This window comes from Streptomyces sp. NPDC017056, assembly GCF_044332485.1.
Taxonomy (GTDB): domain Bacteria; phylum Actinomycetota; class Actinomycetes; order Streptomycetales; family Streptomycetaceae; genus Streptomyces.
The window spans coordinates 260466-275365 of record NZ_JBIRPD010000004.1; the positions used below are offsets into that span (position 1 = coordinate 260466).

At 73.3% G+C, this 14900-nt stretch carries 13 protein-coding genes; 8 read left to right on the forward strand and 5 right to left on the reverse strand.

What is annotated here, in order from left to right:
• Window positions 1-15: 15 nt before the first annotated feature.
• A complete protein-coding gene (locus ACH4OW_RS09625) occupies window positions 16-1374 on the reverse strand; it encodes a hypothetical protein (protein ID WP_398026339.1) in 1359 nt (452 codons plus the stop codon).
• 136 nt (window positions 1375-1510) lie between these two features.
• On the opposite strand from ACH4OW_RS09625, the gene fdhD reads away from it, so the two are divergent.
• Window positions 1511-2362 carry a formate dehydrogenase accessory sulfurtransferase FdhD gene (gene fdhD, locus ACH4OW_RS09630; RefSeq protein ID WP_398026341.1) on the forward strand — a complete coding sequence of 284 codons (852 nt, stop codon included), beginning with the start codon at window positions 1511-1513 and terminating at the stop codon, window positions 2360-2362.
• Window positions 2363-2389: 27 nt separating this feature from the next.
• On the opposite strand, the gene ACH4OW_RS09635 is transcribed toward fdhD, so the two are convergent.
• Window positions 2390-2839 (reverse strand): MarR family winged helix-turn-helix transcriptional regulator, encoded by a 450-nt coding sequence (locus ACH4OW_RS09635; RefSeq protein ID WP_398026343.1) that lies wholly within the window; start codon window positions 2837-2839, stop codon window positions 2390-2392.
• A gap of 135 nt (window positions 2840-2974) precedes the next feature.
• Here ACH4OW_RS09635 and ACH4OW_RS09640 point away from each other — a divergent pair, with 135 nt between their 5' ends.
• Both ACH4OW_RS09640 and ACH4OW_RS09645 read left to right on the forward strand, forming a co-directional pair.
• The gene (locus tag ACH4OW_RS09640; protein ID WP_398026345.1) at window positions 2975-3916 is read left to right on the forward strand and encodes a zinc-binding alcohol dehydrogenase family protein; all 942 of its coding nucleotides are present in this window, start codon (window positions 2975-2977) and stop codon (window positions 3914-3916) included.
• A 262-nt stretch (window positions 3917-4178) separates the two neighbouring features.
• Window positions 4179-6197 carry an exo-alpha-sialidase gene (locus ACH4OW_RS09645; RefSeq protein WP_398026347.1) on the forward strand — a complete coding sequence of 673 codons (2019 nt, stop codon included), beginning with the start codon at window positions 4179-4181 and terminating at the stop codon, window positions 6195-6197.
• A 94-nt stretch (window positions 6198-6291) separates the two neighbouring features.
• Here the strand turns inward: ACH4OW_RS09645 and ACH4OW_RS09650 are convergent, their stop codons facing one another.
• Window positions 6292-7392 carry a bile acid:sodium symporter family protein gene (locus ACH4OW_RS09650; protein WP_398026349.1) on the reverse strand — a complete coding sequence of 367 codons (1101 nt, stop codon included), beginning with the start codon at window positions 7390-7392 and terminating at the stop codon, window positions 6292-6294.
• Window positions 7393-7527: 135 nt separating this feature from the next.
• Here ACH4OW_RS09650 and ACH4OW_RS09655 point away from each other — a divergent pair, with 135 nt between their 5' ends.
• From ACH4OW_RS09655 to ACH4OW_RS09675, 5 genes are all read left to right on the forward strand, one after another.
• Complete coding sequence (locus tag ACH4OW_RS09655) at window positions 7528-8412, forward strand: LysR substrate-binding domain-containing protein (RefSeq protein WP_360123750.1); 885 nt, start codon at window positions 7528-7530, stop codon at window positions 8410-8412.
• 229 nt (window positions 8413-8641) lie between these two features.
• Complete coding sequence (locus tag ACH4OW_RS09660) at window positions 8642-10468, forward strand: AMP-dependent synthetase/ligase (RefSeq protein ID WP_398026352.1); 1827 nt, start codon at window positions 8642-8644, stop codon at window positions 10466-10468.
• A 99-nt stretch (window positions 10469-10567) separates the two neighbouring features.
• The gene (locus tag ACH4OW_RS09665; RefSeq protein ID WP_398026354.1) at window positions 10568-11578 is read left to right on the forward strand and encodes a hypothetical protein; all 1011 of its coding nucleotides are present in this window, start codon (window positions 10568-10570) and stop codon (window positions 11576-11578) included.
• A gap of 48 nt (window positions 11579-11626) precedes the next feature.
• A complete protein-coding gene (locus ACH4OW_RS09670) occupies window positions 11627-12457 on the forward strand; it encodes an aldo/keto reductase (protein WP_398026356.1) in 831 nt (276 codons plus the stop codon).
• A 252-nt stretch (window positions 12458-12709) separates the two neighbouring features.
• Window positions 12710-13042: an SH3 domain-containing protein gene (locus ACH4OW_RS09675; protein ID WP_360123762.1), complete on the forward strand. Its 333-nt coding sequence runs from the start codon at window positions 12710-12712 to the stop codon at window positions 13040-13042.
• 184 nt (window positions 13043-13226) lie between these two features.
• Here ACH4OW_RS09675 and ACH4OW_RS09680 read toward each other — a convergent pair whose 3' ends face one another.
• Together ACH4OW_RS09680 and ACH4OW_RS09685 are read right to left on the reverse strand one after the other, a co-directional pair.
• Window positions 13227-13973, reverse strand: a complete 747-nt coding sequence (locus tag ACH4OW_RS09680) for an SDR family oxidoreductase (RefSeq protein WP_398026358.1) — start codon at window positions 13971-13973, stop codon at window positions 13227-13229.
• Window positions 13974-14167: 194 nt separating this feature from the next.
• Entirely contained in the window at window positions 14168-14782 is a 615-nt protein-coding gene (locus ACH4OW_RS09685) for a hypothetical protein (protein ID WP_360123768.1), read from the reverse strand.
• Window positions 14783-14900: the final 118 nt, after the last annotated feature.

Sequence of the window (14900 nt, forward strand, 5' to 3'; positions counted from 1 at the left end):
CCGCGGCGTCGTCCTTCACGGCGCGTCGGTGTACTCCATCAGGACCGGCGCGGTGTTGTTCTCCTCGTCCGGGTCCTCGGCCGGGTCGTACGGGACCGTGATGCTGCCCCGCGCGCCCTCGACCCGCCGGTCGATGCGCACCCGGAGCTTGGTGCCGAACCCGTCGGGCCCCTGCGGGCACTCCGCCCTGCGCTCCTGCTCGCCGCCCTTCTCGTGCGCGCAGTACAGAGCCTCGTCCTGCTCGCCGGGGCCGAGCGGGACCAGGGTGGTGCCCTCGGGCAGCGTCAGCCGGCCCGGGGACGGGACCTGGGTGGTCACCACCTCGCCGGTCCTCCCCTTGATGGTGAAGCCCACCGCCTTCCGGTCGGTGGTCTGCGTCGTGCGGAAGGCCAAGTGCGCGCCCCCGGTGCCGAACCCGCTCCCGTCGACCGGCCGCAGTCGCAGCGTGGCGCCGGTGCCGTGCGGGGCGTCCCCGCCCAGGCCGGCGTACTCGGGCGGGTCGCCGATCCCCCAGACCTGGGCGCTCAGGCTGCCGCTCGTCGCCGTGGTGCCGATCGTGGCCCGGAAGGCGTCGGCGACTTCGAACGCGGCGCCGGCCGGCAGCCCGGCGGGGAAGTCGCACTGGGCCCTGGTCGGCGCGTCCAGCCGGTCGTAACGGCAGTTGTCGTAGCGGGCTTCGAGGGTCGCGCCCTGCGCGACGACCTGGAGGGAGACGCCTTCGTCGAGCGGTACCTCTCCCTTGTTGCCGAAGGCCGGGGTGAAGGCGAGTTCCGAGCCGGGGGTGAGCTTCTCGCGCGGCGCGAACCGGCGTGTGGTCAGTTCGGGCGCTCCGACGACGACCCGGGTGGTGTGCCGGACCGCGGGCGCGTTGGAGCTGGTGACGGTGAGCCGGACGGAGCCGCTCTCGCCCTTCTTGGCACCGGGCGCGGTCTCCAGTTGGAAGGGGGTGAGTTCGGTCCGCTGGTAGAAGTCGGCGAGCGGGCAGGTGACGAGGTGGCCGTCCGCCTTGCAGGCCGCGGAGACCGACCGCAGGCCCGCTTTCCCCCGGAGGCCGGAGAGGTCGAAGACGGCCCGTACGTTCTTGAGCGTGCGCTCCTCGTCGCTGCCGCTGCCGCCCGCCGCGAAGGCGTGGTCGAAGGCCGGCGGGCGGGCGGCTCCGCCCGCCAGGGGAAGGTAGTACGTGTTCGGCGCACGCATCACCTGCACCTCCCGCCGCACCTTCGTCCCGGGCGGGGCCTCCTGACGAGCCGCCGCCACCGCGCCGGCGACGCCCGTCGCCAGCACCGCACCGGCCAGCACCGTCATGGTGACCAGCCGCCGACGGCTCCGGCCCGGCGGCTTCCCCTGGGGCACTCCTGTCTCGGTTTCCTCCATACGGGCACAGACATCCCAGCCACCTCAAGGGTTGCGGCTCTTCGAAAGTTCGTGCGTACCGGACAATGGGAGCGGCGAGGCCGGCTCGCCGGCCGGCGAGCCGGTGCACACCAGGAACGGACGGGACTGATCAGACATGGGACGGGTCACCGAGCGGCGCCGCGTCATCCGCATCCGCGACGGGGCCGTGAGCGCCCGCCCGGACACCCTCGTCGGCGAGGAGCCGCTGGAGATCCGCCTCGGCGGCAAGCCGCTCGCCGTCACGATGCGGACGCCGGGCGACGACTTCGCCCTGGCCGCCGGCTTCCTCGTCAGCGAAGGCGTGCTGGGTGGCGCCGAAGAACTGGCGAACATCGTGTACTGCGCCGGCGCCACCGAGGACGGGTCGAACACGTACAACGTGGTGGACGTCCAGCTCGCGCCCGGCGTCCCCGTCCCGGACATCACACTGGAGCGCAACGTCTACACGACGTCGTCCTGCGGCCTGTGCGGCAAGGCGAGCCTGGACGCGGTCCGCACCACCGCCCGCTGGTCCCTGGACGCGCCCGCTGCCGCGGCCCGCATCACGCCCGCGACGCTGTCCGCGCTGCCCGGCAGGCTCCGTGCGGCACAGCGGGTGTTCGACCGGACGGGCGGGCTGCACGCCGCCGCGCTCTTCGACACGGACGGTGAACTCCTCGACGTGCGCGAGGACGTCGGCCGGCACAACGCCGTCGACAAGGTCGTCGGCCGCGCCCTCCAGGACGGGCGGCTGCCGCTGCGCGACACCATCCTGATGGTGTCGGGCCGGGCCTCGTTCGAACTGGTCCAGAAGGCGGTCATGGCGGGCATCCCCACGCTCGCCGCCGTCTCGGCGCCGTCCTCCCTCGCCGTCGACCTGGCCGCCGAGACCGGCCTGACGCTGGTGGGCTTCCTGCGGGGCACGTCGATGAACGTGTACGCGGGCGAAGAACGTCTGGCCCTGGGCGCGGAGGTGGCGCGGGGCTGACCGCGGGTCACGGGCGGGCGCGGGCCGTCAGTTTGCCTGTCCCGGCTCCGCGACGCGCGCCAGCAGCGCCATCAGCTGTTCGCGTTCGGCGGGCGTGAGCGCCGCGGTCAGCTCCTCGTTGGCCCGGTCGCCCAGCTTCTCCGTACGGCGCAGCCTGCGCTCCCCCGCGGGCGAGATCCCGACGGCGTTCTTCCGCCGGTCCTTCGGGTCGGGGGTGCGGGTGACCAGGCCGTCGGCCTGGAGGTCGTTGACGACCGCGACCATGTCTTTCGGGTCGATGCCGGTGCTGCGGCCCAGTTCCGCCTGGGACACCGGGCCCAGTTCGCCGACGGCCGACAGCACCGCGTGGTGCGTCATCCGCATGCCTTCCTCGGCCAGCGCCTCGGCGACGAGCCGGTGGCCGCGGGCGGCGGCCCGGCCGAGCAGCCAGCTGGGGAGGGCGCGGATGCGGGCGGGCGCGTACGGGGTCTCTGCCATGGCACCAGCCTACCGAATTCCGTTGGGTGCCCCAACGAATGCTGTTATCGTTGGGGCACCCAACGGTTGGGGCGGTCCCGCCGTGCGGTTCCCCCTGCGTGGCGCCCGGCCACGCCCCTCACCCCGGAGGTGCCCATGCGGCGAGTCCGCTTCCACGCGTACGGCGGTCCCGAAGTCCTGCGGGTCGAGGAGGCCGAGGCCCCCGAGCCGGGGCCGGGCGAGCTGCTCGTCCGCACGGAGGCCATCGGCGTGAGCCTGCCGTCCGTGCGCCGGACGCGCGGCGACGGCCGGGGCGGCGGCGTACCGCTGCCCGCCGTCCTGGGCGGCGAGGTCGCCGGCGAGGTCGTCGGCCTGGGCCCGGACGTCACCGGCTTCGCGGCCGGCGACCGCGTCACCGGCCTCAGTTTCACCGGCTCGTACGCCGAGACCGCCACCGTGCCGGCCGCGCTGGCCGCCCGGATACCGGACGGCGCGAGCAGCGTGGACGCCGTCGCGCTGGTACGCGGCGGGCAGGTCGCGCTCGCCGCGCTGGCCACCGCCGCCCCCACCGGCACGGAGTCGGTGCTGATCACGGGCGCGGCCAGCGCCACCGGGCACCTGGCGGTACAGCTGGCCAAGCTGCGGGGCGTGCCGCGGGTCGTGGCGGCCGCCGGCTCCGCCGCCAAGGCGGAGTTCCTGTACGGGCTCGGCGCCGACGAGGTCGTGGCGTACGAGGACGAGTCCTGGGGCGAACCGGCCGACATCGTCCTCGACGGCGTCGGCGGCGACCTCCTGCCGCGCGCGGTGGCGGCCCTCGCCCCCGGCGGGCGGCTGGTGTTCTTCAACTCGGGCGGCGGCACGGTCCCCGCGTTCGACCTCCTCGCCGGATCGAAGACCATCACGGGGCTGACCATGGCCCGCTTCGCCGCCACCCGCCGGGAGCTGTACGACCGGCACGGCGCCGAACTGTGGGAACACTTCTTCGCCGGCCGGCTGCGGGCCGCCGTACACGCCGAGATACCGCTGGCCGAGGCCGCGCGGGCGCACGAGATCATCGAGGCCCGCGCCAACCTCGGCAAGGTGGTGCTGCGCCCGTGAGCGCCCGGCGCGGCCCGGAGACGCACACCGGTGTGCCCGGCGTGCTCCGGACGAGGGAAATCCGGCCGGGTGCGAAGAAGCGCCGCGCGTGACTTGTGGCAGTGCCGGGGGCCCAGTAGCTTCCTGCGCACCGGAGTCAGGACATGGGACATCCTACGTAGGACGTCGGATGTCCACCCGTCCCTGCCTCCCGCCGCTCCGCCCCTCCCTCCCTTCTCTCCTCCTCCGACGCCTCCCGACGCCTCGAAGGGCAGGTCGGAACATGACGCCACCGTTCCGCGCACACGACAAGCACCGTGACAGACCCGCCACCGGGACCGGCGGCACCCCCCGCCGCGGCCCTCGTCCCCGGCGCCGCACCCTGGCCGCGATGGCCACGGCGGCCGCCGTCCTCGTCCCGGTGGCCACCGCGCAGGCCCGCCCCTCCACCACGCCCACCAACGCCTTTCCCGCCACCGGCTTCGACCAGCAGGTGCTGTTCAAAGCGGCGCAGGAGCACGGCTACGCGTGCTTCCGCATCCCGGCCGTCGTACGGTCCGCCAACGGCACCCTGCTCGCCTTCGCCGAGGGCCGGGTCAACAACTGCGGCGACGCCGGCGACATAGACCTCGTACTCAAACGCTCCACCGACGGCGGCCGCACCTGGGGCCCCCTCCAAGTCGTCAACGAAGGCGGCGGGGACACCCACGGCAACCCGGCCCCCATCGTCGACCGCGAGACCGGCCGCATCCTCCTCGCCGAGACCTACAACAAGGGCCGTCCGGACGCCGGCAACTGCGACGTCCCCTGCGACCGCACCCCGCACCTCCAGTACAGCGACGACGACGGTGCCACCTGGTCCGCGCCCCGCGACCTGACCTCCGCTATCCGGCCCGCCGGATGGAACTCCTGGTACGCGACCGGGCCGGTGCACGGCATCCAGCTCGCCCGCGGGCGGCACGCCGGGCGGCTGGTCTTCACCGTCAACGCCGAGAGCCACGCGGGCGGCCGGATAACCGCCAACCACGCGGCGCTGATGCTCAGCGACGACGGCGGCGACACCTGGCGGGTCGGCGCCGTGGACAGCTATCCGACCGCCGCCGACGGCACGTTCCGCCAGAAGCCGTCCGAGATGAGCCTGCTGGAACGATCCGACGGCACGGTGTACGTCAACGCGCGCGAACAGGACGGCACCGACCTGGGCCACCGCACGGCAGCCGTCAGCCACGACGGCGGCGCGTCCTTCGCCCGGCCCTTCCGCACACTGCCCGACCTGTACGCGCCCATGGTGCAGGGCTCCGTGCTGCGGTCGCCCCGGCGGGACTCCGACCGCCCCGCCCGTACGCTGTTCGCCGCGCCCGCCGACCCCGACCGCCGCCGCACCATGACCGTCCGCTCCTCGTACGACGAGGGCCGCACCTGGGAGGGCGTGGACCGCGGGGCCCGCATCACCACCGACTGGTCCGGCTACTCGGACCTGGTGACCGTCTCCCCCGGCCTGACCGGCCTGCTGTACGAGGGCGGCGCCGCCGACGCCCGCGACGAGATCCGCTTCGCGCGCTTCACCGACGACTGGCTCGGGCCGCGCCGGGCCCCCGACCCGACGACCGACGACCGCGGGCGGCACGCCCGGCCCGCCCTCGTCCTGGGCGGCGCCCGCCCGGTACCGGGCCGCTTCGGCGGCGGGCTCTCCTTCGACGGCCGGGACGACGCCGTACGGCTGCCCTTCCGCTCCACACTCCCCCTCGGCAGCGGGGACTTCACGTGCAGCCTCTGGTTCCGCTACCGCGCCGGCTCCGGCGAGCAGCCCTTCCTGTGGATGGGCGGCGTGGGCAGCCGCAGCCCGCAGGTGGCGCTGCGCGGCGACCCCGCCCGCAAGCGGATCAGCGCCTTCATCACCGCGCTCGACGGCGCCCGGCCGGCCGCCACCGCGGAGGTCGCCTCCACCACCGCGTACAACGACGGCCGGTGGCACCACCTGGCGCTGCGGCGCGCCGGCGGCCGGCTCGCCCTCACCGTCGACGGGACCGACACCCGCACGGCCGCCGACGTGCCGGGCTCCGTGAGCCGCAACTCGGTCTTCGGCGTCCACGCGGGGCAGAAGGTGGACAGCCGCTCCCAGTTGACCGGCGACCTGGACGAAGTGCGCGTGTACGGGCGCGCGTTGAGCGACGCCGAACTGGCCCGGGTACGCGAGGACAACGCGCGCGTCGACGGCCCGGTCGTCCTGCACCTGCCCCTCGACGACGTGGACGACGACGAGGAGACCGGGCCCAGGCGCTCCCGGGCTCACCCCTCCTGACGCGCAGCCAGGGTCCGCTGCATGAGTACGAAGATCTCGGCCACGGCGTCCAGGTCTGCCGGGATTGCGGGGCGAATGGTCACCGCCGGCACTGTCACGGCTGCTCGTTTCTCTGTAGTGAGCTACGAGTGGACCCCTGCGGCGCCGCGCTCAGCACGGGCCGGTTCTGCGCGTCGGGCCGGTCTTGCGCCTCGGGCCGGTCCTGCGCGTCGGGTAGGCCGGCCGCCTGGGCGGCGTACCGCTTCGAGAGGACCGCGCAGACCATCAGCTGCATCTGGTGGAACAGCATCAGCGGAAGCACCGCCAGCCCGGCCTGGGCGCCGAAGAGGACGCTGGCCATGGGGAGTCCGGCGGCCAGGCTCTTCTTCGAGCCGGCGAAGGTGATCGCGATCCGGTCGCCGCGCGGGAAGCCGGCCTTCTTGGAACCGTAGGAGGTGAGCGTCAGCATCAGGGCCAGCAGGACGGCCTCGACGCCCAGCAGGCCCAGCAGGCGCCAGACGGAGACCTGGTGCCAGATGCCCTCGACCATGCCGGTGCTGAAAGCGCTGTAGACGACGAGGAGTATCGAGCCGCGGTCGACGAAACCGAGGATCTTCTTGTGGCGGGTGATGAAGCCGACGATCCAGCGGCGCAGCAGCTGACCGGCGAGGAACGGCACCAGCAGTTGCAAAACGATCGTGACCAGGGAGTCCGCCGAGAAGCCACCCCCGTCGCCGCCCAGCAGGAGCGCCGCCAGCAGCGGGGTGACGACGATGCCGACGAGGCTGGAGAAGGAGCCCGCGCAGATCGCCGCCGCGACGTTGCCGCGCGCTATGGAGGTGAACGCGATCGAGGACTGGACGGTGGAGGGGACCAGGCACAGGAAGAGCAGGCCGGTGTACAGGGCCGGCGTCAGGACGTACGGGACGAGGCCGCGGGCGGCCAGGCCCAGCAGCGGGAAGGCCACGAACGTGCAGGCCAGGACCGTCAGGTGCAGGCGCCAGCTGCGCATCCCGGCCATCGCCTCCCGGGTGGAGAGCCGGGCGCCGTACAGGAAGAAGAGCAGTGCGACGGCTCCGGTGGACGCGTCGCCCGCGACGGTGGCGGCGGTGCCGCGCGCGGGGAGCAGCGCCGCGAGGCCGACGGTGCCCACGAGGGCCAGGATGAACCCGTCCACGGGGAGCCAGGAGGGGATCTTGAGCTGAGGGCGGCGCATGGTCTCTCTTCGGGTTCGGTGCGGGAGGAGGCGGACGGTGTCCCCTCCAGCCTGCCTGGGCCCGCTCCCATCGGGAAGCCCTCTTACCGTGCTGACTGCTATCACGAGGTGTGATGACGGGGTTAGGCTGGGGCCATGTTCGATCCCGTGCAGCTGCGCACGTTCCTCGCGGTGGCCCAGACGCTGAGCTTCACCCAGGCCGCGCACCGTCTCGGCCTGCGGCAGTCCACGGTGAGCCAGCACGTGCGCAAGCTGGAGGAAGCGGCCGGGCGCCGGCTGTTCGCGCGGGACACCCACGCCGTGGACCTCACCGAGGACGGCGAGGCGATGCTCGGCTTCGCGCGCACCATCCTGGAGGCCAACGAGCGGGCCGCCGGTTTCTTCACGGGCACCCGGCTGCGCGGCCGGCTGCGGTTCGGGGCCTCGGAGGACTTCGTGCTGACCCGGATGCCGGAGGTGCTGGAGGAGTTCCGGCGCGACCACCCCGAAGTGGAGCTGGAGCTGACGGTCGAGCTGTCCGGCACGCTGCACGAGCTGCTGGCGGCCGGCCGGCTCGACCTCGTACTGGCCAAACGCCGCCCGGGTGCGGCGCGCGGCCGCCCGGAGGCGGCGACCGGCCGGCTCGTCTGGCGGGACCGGCTGGTGTGGGTCGGCACGGACCGGATGCGCCTGGACGCGCGGCAGCCGGTTCCGCTGGTGGTGTTCCCGCCGCCCGCGGTGACCCGGGCCCGCGCGCTGGAGGCGCTGGAGCGGCAGGGCCGCGACTGGCGCGTCGCCTGTACGAGCGGCAGCCTGAACGGTCTGATCGCCGCCACCCGGGCGGGCCTGGGCGTGATGGCGCACAGCCTCGGCATGATCCCGCCTGGCCTGGTCCGGATGCCGTCCCGGGCCGGGCTGCCGGAACTGGGCGGGGTGGACTTCGTCCTGCTGTACGGGGAGCGGGACGGCGCGGCCAGGGGCCCGGCGGACGCCCTCGCCGAAGCGATACTGGCGGGCGGCGACCGGTTGCAGCTGCCGTAGCCCGGTCCGCGCCGCCGAACGGAGAGATTCGGTGCAGATCCGGTCCCGGTGCCGTGATCGTCGGGCGCGGGCCGCCCCCGGCGATGTCCCGGCTTCTCCGGAGTCACCCGATTTCGCCGCATGACCAGCGACTATGCCACCCGTCCCGGGGGCGGGACGCCCCTGACGCGCGCCGTCCCGTTGGGGTACGGTCTCGGCCCTGTGAGGAGCACCACGAGGAGCTGGGCCATTGCGCGAGTTCACCGTCCCACCTTTGGCGACGGCGCCCCGCGTCGGCGGGTTGGCGGACGCCGTGTTCGACCATGCCGACGCGGATCCCGCGCGTATCGCGCTGGCGCGTAAGGACGCCGCGGGCCACTGGCGGGACGTGAGCTCGGCGCGGTTCCGCGACGAGGTGCTGGCCTTGGCGAAGGGGCTGCTCGCGCAGGGCGTCCGCTTCGGCGACCGGGTCGGGATCATGTCCCGTACCCGCTACGAGTGGACCCTGTTCGACTTCGCCCTGTGGTCCGTGGGCGCCCAGCCCGTACCGCTGTATCCGACCTCGTCCGCCGAGCAGGTCTTCTGGATGCTGCACGACGCGGGCGTGACGGCCTGCATGGTCGAGCACGAGGACCACGCGATGACCATCGGTTCGGTCGTCGACCGGCTGCCGCAGCTGCGCCGCCTGTGGCAGCTGGACGCCGACCCGGTGGCCGAGCTGACCGCGGCGGGCGCGCACCTGGAGGACGACGTGGTGCACCGCCACCGCATGGCCGTCACCCCGGACGCCACCGCCACGGTCATCTACACCTCCGGCACCACCGGCCGCCCCAAGGGCTGCGTGATCAGCCATGCCAACTTCATGGCGGAGGCCGACAACATCGTCGAGCGGTACGAGACGGTCTTCCACTCCAAGCCCGGCGACGAGGCGTCCACCCTGCTGTTCCTGCCGCTCGCCCACGTCTTCGGCCGGATGGTGCAGGTCGCGGCCGTACGCGGGCGGGTCAAGCTGGGCCACCAGCCCGAACTGAGCGCCGCGGCCCTCCTGCCCGACCTCCGGTCCTTCCGGCCCAGCTTCATCCTCGCCGTGCCGTACATCTTCGAGAAGGTCTTCTCGGCGGCCCGGCGCAAGGCCGAGGCGGAGGGCAGGTCCGGCCCCTTCGAGAAGGCCGTCGACGTGGCGGTCCGGTACGCGGAAGCGCTGGAGCACAAGGCGTTCGGCACCGCGTCGGGGCCCGGCGGCGCGCTGCGCATGCAGCACCAGCTCTTCGACAAGCTGGTCTACAGCAAGGTGCGCGAGGCCATGGGCGGCCGGGTGCGGCACGCCATGTCGGGCGGCTCCGCGATGGAGCGCCGGCTCGGGCTGTTCTTCGCGGGCGCCGGCGTGACGATCTACGAGGGGTACGGCCTGACCGAGTCCACCGCCGCCGCCACCGCCAACCCGCCCGAGCGCACCCGCTTCGGCACGGTCGGCTGCCCGGTGCCCGGCACCACCGTGCACATCGCCGAGGACGGCGAGATCTGGCTGCACGGCGGCCAGATATTCCAGGGCTACCTGAACAACGCCAAGGCGACCGACGCCGTCCTGCGCGACGGCTGGCTGGCCACCGGCGACCTCGGGGCGCTCGACGAGGACGGCTATCTGACGATCACCGGCCGGAAGAAGGAAATCCTGGTCACCTCCGGCGGCAAGACCCTGTCCCCCGTCGTCCTGGAGGAGCGGGTACGGGCGCACCCCCTCGTCGCCCAGTGCATCGTCGTCGGCAACGACCGCCCGTACGTCGCCGCCCTGGTGACGCTGGACCCGGAGGCGGTCACGCACTGGCTCGCCATGCGCGGCAAGCCGGAGCTGCCGCCGACGGACCTGGTGCACGACCCGGACCTGGAGACCGAGATCCGGCGGGCCGTCGTCGCCGCCAACACGCTGGTCTCGCAGGCCGAGTCGATCCGTACGTTCCGGATACTGGCCCACCAGTTCAGCGAGGAGCACGGCCTGCTGACGCCCTCCCTCAAGCTCAAGCGCAAGGCCATCGAGGCGGCGTACGCGACCGAGGTGGACGCGCTGTACCGGTCGTGACCAGGCGCGCCCTTCGGCGTGGCGCTCCCCCGCGCGGGGGAGGCGGTTCATCCCCGTGCCGGACGTGCCGCCCCGCGGCCGCCGGGAGGCTCGTACCTCGTGAACACCGACAAACGCACGGGCCGCCAGGTCCTCCTCGGCCGGGCCGCCGTCGCGGCCTGCGCCCCTTACCTCCTGCTCAAGCTGCTGTGGATAGTGGGCTGGGACATCGGCGTGGTGGACCTCCAGGGCACCGGCCGGGGCGCCTGGGTCGCCGCCAACGTCATCACCTTCCTCATGGACGCCATCGCCGCCACCGTGGCGTACACGCTCGCCCGCCCGTCGGGGACGCGGGCCCCGGCGTGGCTGCTCGCGCTGCCCTTGTGGATGGCGTCCGGGCTGCTCACCCCCCTGATGCTGGCCGTGCCGGCGGGTTCGGCCATCGCGGCCGTGACCGGCGCGGCGAACCCGATGGCGTCCGGTGCGTTCCTCCAGCCCTGGGTCTTCGTGGTCGTCTACGGCGCGTTCATCGTCGAGGGCGTCACCCTGCTCGGTGCCTTCACGGTGTACGCGCACCGGCGGTGGGGCACGCTGCTGCGCCGGCTCCTGGGATCCGTACCGGCTCCCGCCCCGGCGGTGCGCGCGGCGCGGCGGCTGCTCGGTGTGCCCGCGGCGCTGCTCATGGCGGTGATCGGCGTTGTCGACGTGCTGTGGGGCCTCGGTGTGCCGACCGGTGCCGGAGCGGCGGCCCTGCCCGCGCGGAGCACCATCACGGCCACGTCCGAGGTGGTGCAGGGCCTGCTCTCGCTGGCCGGCGCGGCGGGGCTGGCCGCTCTGCTCTTCCCCCACCGGGGTCCCGGCCGCCGGCTGCGCACCCGGGTGCCGCTCGCGCTGGCCTGGCTGGGGTCCGCCTCGGTGTTCGCCTGGGGCGGCACGCTGTGGCTCTCGTGGACGGTGACCGAGGCACTGGGCGGCGGCAGCAGCTCGCCGGCCCGCGGGCTGCCCGGCCTGATGGGCGCACTGGAACTGGTCGCGGGACTGGTGGTGCTCTGCCTGGGCGCTCTGGCCCTGGCCGAGGAAACTTCCGGAACAATCGGTTCCGGGTGCGCGGGAATGCCGCGTAGCGGATGATCGTTGACGTTGGAGTACATGTACGTCGACCTAAGGATCGAATCGCTCGTGAGCAAGGTCCCCCACATCACCCTCAACAACGGCGTCGCCATGCCGCAGCTCGGCTACGGCGTCTGGCAGGTGCCGGACGACGAGGCCGCCACGGCCGTCGGTACCGCCCTGGAAGCCGGGTACCGCAGCATCGACACCGCAGCGATCTACGGCAACGAGGAGGGCACGGGGAAGGCGCTCGCCGCCTCCGGCATCGCTCGTGAAGAGCTCTTCGTGACGACGAAGCTGTGGAACGACGCCCAGGGCTACGACTCCACCCTGCGCGCCTTCGACGAGTCCCTGGACAAGCTGGGCCTGGAGTACGTGGATCTGTACCTGATCCACTGGCCGATGCCCGCCAAGGACACGTTCGTGGACACGTACCGGGCGTTCGAGAAGATCTACGAGGAGGGCCGGGCCAAGGCCATCGGCGTCTCCAACTTCCAGCCCGCCCACCTGGAGCGGCTGCTCGGTGAGACCTCGGTCGTGCCCGCGGTCGACCAGATCGAGCTGCACCCGCAGCTCCAGCAGTCCGAAGCCCGCGCCTTCCACGCCCGGCACCGCATCGCGACCGAGGCCTGGTCGCCGCTGGGCCAGGGCAAGGACCTCCTGCAAGACGCCACGATCACCGGGCTCGCCGGGAAGTACGAGCGCACCCCCGCGCAGATCGTCCTCCGCTGGCACCTCCAGCTCGGCAACGTCGTCATCCCGAAGTCCGTGACCCCGTCCCGGATCAAGGAGAACATCGACGTCTTCGGCTTCGAGCTGGACGACGCCGACATGGCGGCGATCGCGGCCCTCGACTCGGGCACCCGCCTGGGCCCGGACCCGGACGCCTTCAACGGCTGAGGTCACCGCGGCCGGACCACCGTGTCCGGCGCACCGCCTCCACGCGACGCCGCCGCCCCGCCCGGGGCGGCGGCGTCGTCGCGTCTCTCCCCCTCCGCCCCAGCTCACCCGCGGTTTCCCGGTTTCCCCCGGTCCGCAGGGGACGGGAAACCCCTTGGCCCGCGGTACGGCACAGGACGAATGTCATGGGTGCCGGGTCCGAGCAGCCGACGGCCCCGGCGCACCGAGCACCACCCAACGGAGGAGATCCGGATGATCCGCATTCCGCGTGCCACCGCCCTCGCGGCCGGCGCGGCCGTACTCGCCCTCGCCGGCAGCACGGTCGCCGCTGCCGCCGGCAGCAGCCCCGGCTCCGCGGCCGCCGCGCAGCAGGCCGCCCCCGCCGCGTTCCAGGACGTCGTCTGCACCGTCAACGACAACGGCGTCAACTACCGCGGCGGTCCGGGCACCAACTACCCGGTCCTGGGCCAGGTGAACAAGGGCCAGAAGATGAACGCGAAGGGCAGCGAAGGCTCCTGGGTCATGGGTGACCTCTGGGGCGGCCGCACCGGGGTGTGGATCCACCGCGCCTACCTCGACTGCTGACCCGGCGCGCCGGCGCGCCGACCGGACGGCGGGGTGGTGGAGGGTTTCCCGGCCCGGGAGGGCCGCCACCCCGCCCGCGGCGGCCGGCCGCCTGCCACGGACTCCGCACGCGAACGCCAACGGGGGCGCGGAGCGGCACGAACGTGGCAACGGCGGCCGGCCAGGGGGCGGACAGGCGGTGTCGTCACCGCAGCGCGTACCCGCCGTCGGGGTAGAGCGTGGAGCCCGTCATGTACGTGTTGGTGAACAGGAAGAGCACCGCGTCGGCCACTTCGCCTTCCGTGCCCAGGCGGCCGAGGAGGGCGGCGTCACGGTAGCCGTCCGCCGCCGGTTCGCGGACGGACGCGGGGCGCCGGCTCCAGAGGTTGCCGTCGACCATGCCGGGGGACACGACGTTGACGCGTACGGGGGCCAGTTCCACGGCCAGGCCGCGGCCCAGACCTTCTACCGCCGCGTTGCAGGCGACGTAGGCGGGCGCCACGCCCGCCGGGCGGACGCTCGCGGCGCCGGACATCAGGACGACGGAGCCGTCCTCGGCCAGCAGGGGCGCCGCATGGCGGACCGCGTGGTACTGGCCCCAGAACTTGCTGACGAAGGGGCTCTCCGCGTCCTCGTCGCTCAACTCCCGCATGGGGCCCGTGCGGTAGGAGGCGGCGGGGGTGAAGAGGTGGTCGACGCGGTCGACGCCTTGGAAGAACGCGGCGATGGAGTCCTTGTCGGTGTTGTCGACGGTGCGCCAGCGGGCCGCGTCGCCCAACTCCTTCGCGGCCGCGGCCAGTCGCTGTTCGTCGCGGCCGCCGAGGATCACGGAGGCGCCGGCGGCGACGGACCGGCGGGCCGTTTCCAGGCCGATGCCGGCCGAGCCGCCGATGACGACCACGGTGCGGCCGGCGAGTCGGGCGAGCGGGTCCGGTGCGGGGGTGCTGGTCATGCGGTTCCCTTCGGTGGCGGGAGGGCGAGCGGGCAGGGTGCGCTCGGGGACTTACGTCGCCAACCAAGGGGCGGGTGGGGGCATTCCCGACTCACCGGCCGTCGGCGGGGCCGGAGCGGCAGCCGGTGTCTTCTTGCCGCGAGGGTCCGTCAGACACCGTGCCGCCGCCCTCGGCCGCCTCGTTCGCCCGGTCCCTATCCGGCTGCCGCGCCGCCGGCAGGCAGCACGGTGAAATCGTGCTCCGTCATCACAGGGGCGGAGAAGCCGCAGACACCGTCCTGTCCGGTCCAGTCACCGCTGTCGAAGGCCCAGCCGGTGCCGGCCGGCGCCCCGGCGTCGATCTTCATGCGCATGGCGACTTCCGCCCGCGCACCGGGCTCGACGTCCTGCGCGAAGTTGAAGCCCAGGGGCAGTTCCTGCTCGGTGAGCGTGCGCCACTGCCCGGACGTCGGGTCGAACCGCTGCACCTTGACGAATTCGTTCGCCGGCTGGAACGTCGCGCTGTCGGAGAAGCTGGGGTGCAGCTTGCCGCCGACCTCCTTCAGCGTCTGCTGCGAGGTGTTGGTGGCCCGCAGGGTGAACTCCGCCCAGTCCGCACCGGCGACGAACCGGTTCGGGAACCCTTCGAGTTCCGTGGTGATCCGGGAGTCCTCCTGGGACCACCGGCACCCGGCGTGCGGGTTTTCCAGCGCACTGGGCTTCCAGGCGGGGCGGGTCTCTTGGGCACTGGCGCCAGGGGCGGCCACCAGTACGGTCGAGGCCAGAGCAGCGGTGGCAGCGGCGGCCGTCAGGGCGCGGCGAAACATCATGATGTTCTCTTCGTGTAGGGCGGTGTCGTCACGTGCGGAGGAGCACGCACAAGATCGACAGCCCTGCCCTCGGGAAGGTTGCACGACGAGCGGCGCCAGGTCTCGTGATCGTTCTCAC

Excerpts from the sequence above, each read along its gene's own strand:
- ACH4OW_RS09685 (WP_360123768.1), bottom strand. The coding sequence starts at position 14,782 with ATGATGTTTCGCCGCGCCCTGACGGCCGCCGCTGCCACCGCTGCTCTG.
- ACH4OW_RS09640 (WP_398026345.1), top strand. The coding sequence starts at position 2,975 with ATGCGGCGAGTCCGCTTCCACGCGTACGGCGGTCCCGAAGTCCTGCGG.
- fdhD (WP_398026341.1), top strand. The coding sequence starts at position 1,511 with ATGGGACGGGTCACCGAGCGGCGCCGCGTCATCCGCATCCGCGACGGG.
- ACH4OW_RS09645 (WP_398026347.1), top strand. The coding sequence starts at position 4,179 with ATGACGCCACCGTTCCGCGCACACGACAAGCACCGTGACAGACCCGCC.
- ACH4OW_RS09675 (WP_360123762.1), top strand. The coding sequence starts at position 12,710 with ATGATCCGCATTCCGCGTGCCACCGCCCTCGCGGCCGGCGCGGCCGTA.
- ACH4OW_RS09650 (WP_398026349.1), bottom strand. The coding sequence starts at position 7,392 with ATGCGCCGCCCTCAGCTCAAGATCCCCTCCTGGCTCCCCGTGGACGGG.
- ACH4OW_RS09635 (WP_398026343.1), bottom strand. The coding sequence starts at position 2,839 with ATGGCAGAGACCCCGTACGCGCCCGCCCGCATCCGCGCCCTCCCCAGC.
- ACH4OW_RS09625 (WP_398026339.1), bottom strand. The coding sequence starts at position 1,374 with ATGGAGGAAACCGAGACAGGAGTGCCCCAGGGGAAGCCGCCGGGCCGG.
- ACH4OW_RS09655 (WP_360123750.1), top strand. The coding sequence starts at position 7,528 with ATGTTCGATCCCGTGCAGCTGCGCACGTTCCTCGCGGTGGCCCAGACG.
- ACH4OW_RS09680 (WP_398026358.1), bottom strand. The coding sequence starts at position 13,973 with ATGACCAGCACCCCCGCACCGGACCCGCTCGCCCGACTCGCCGGCCGC.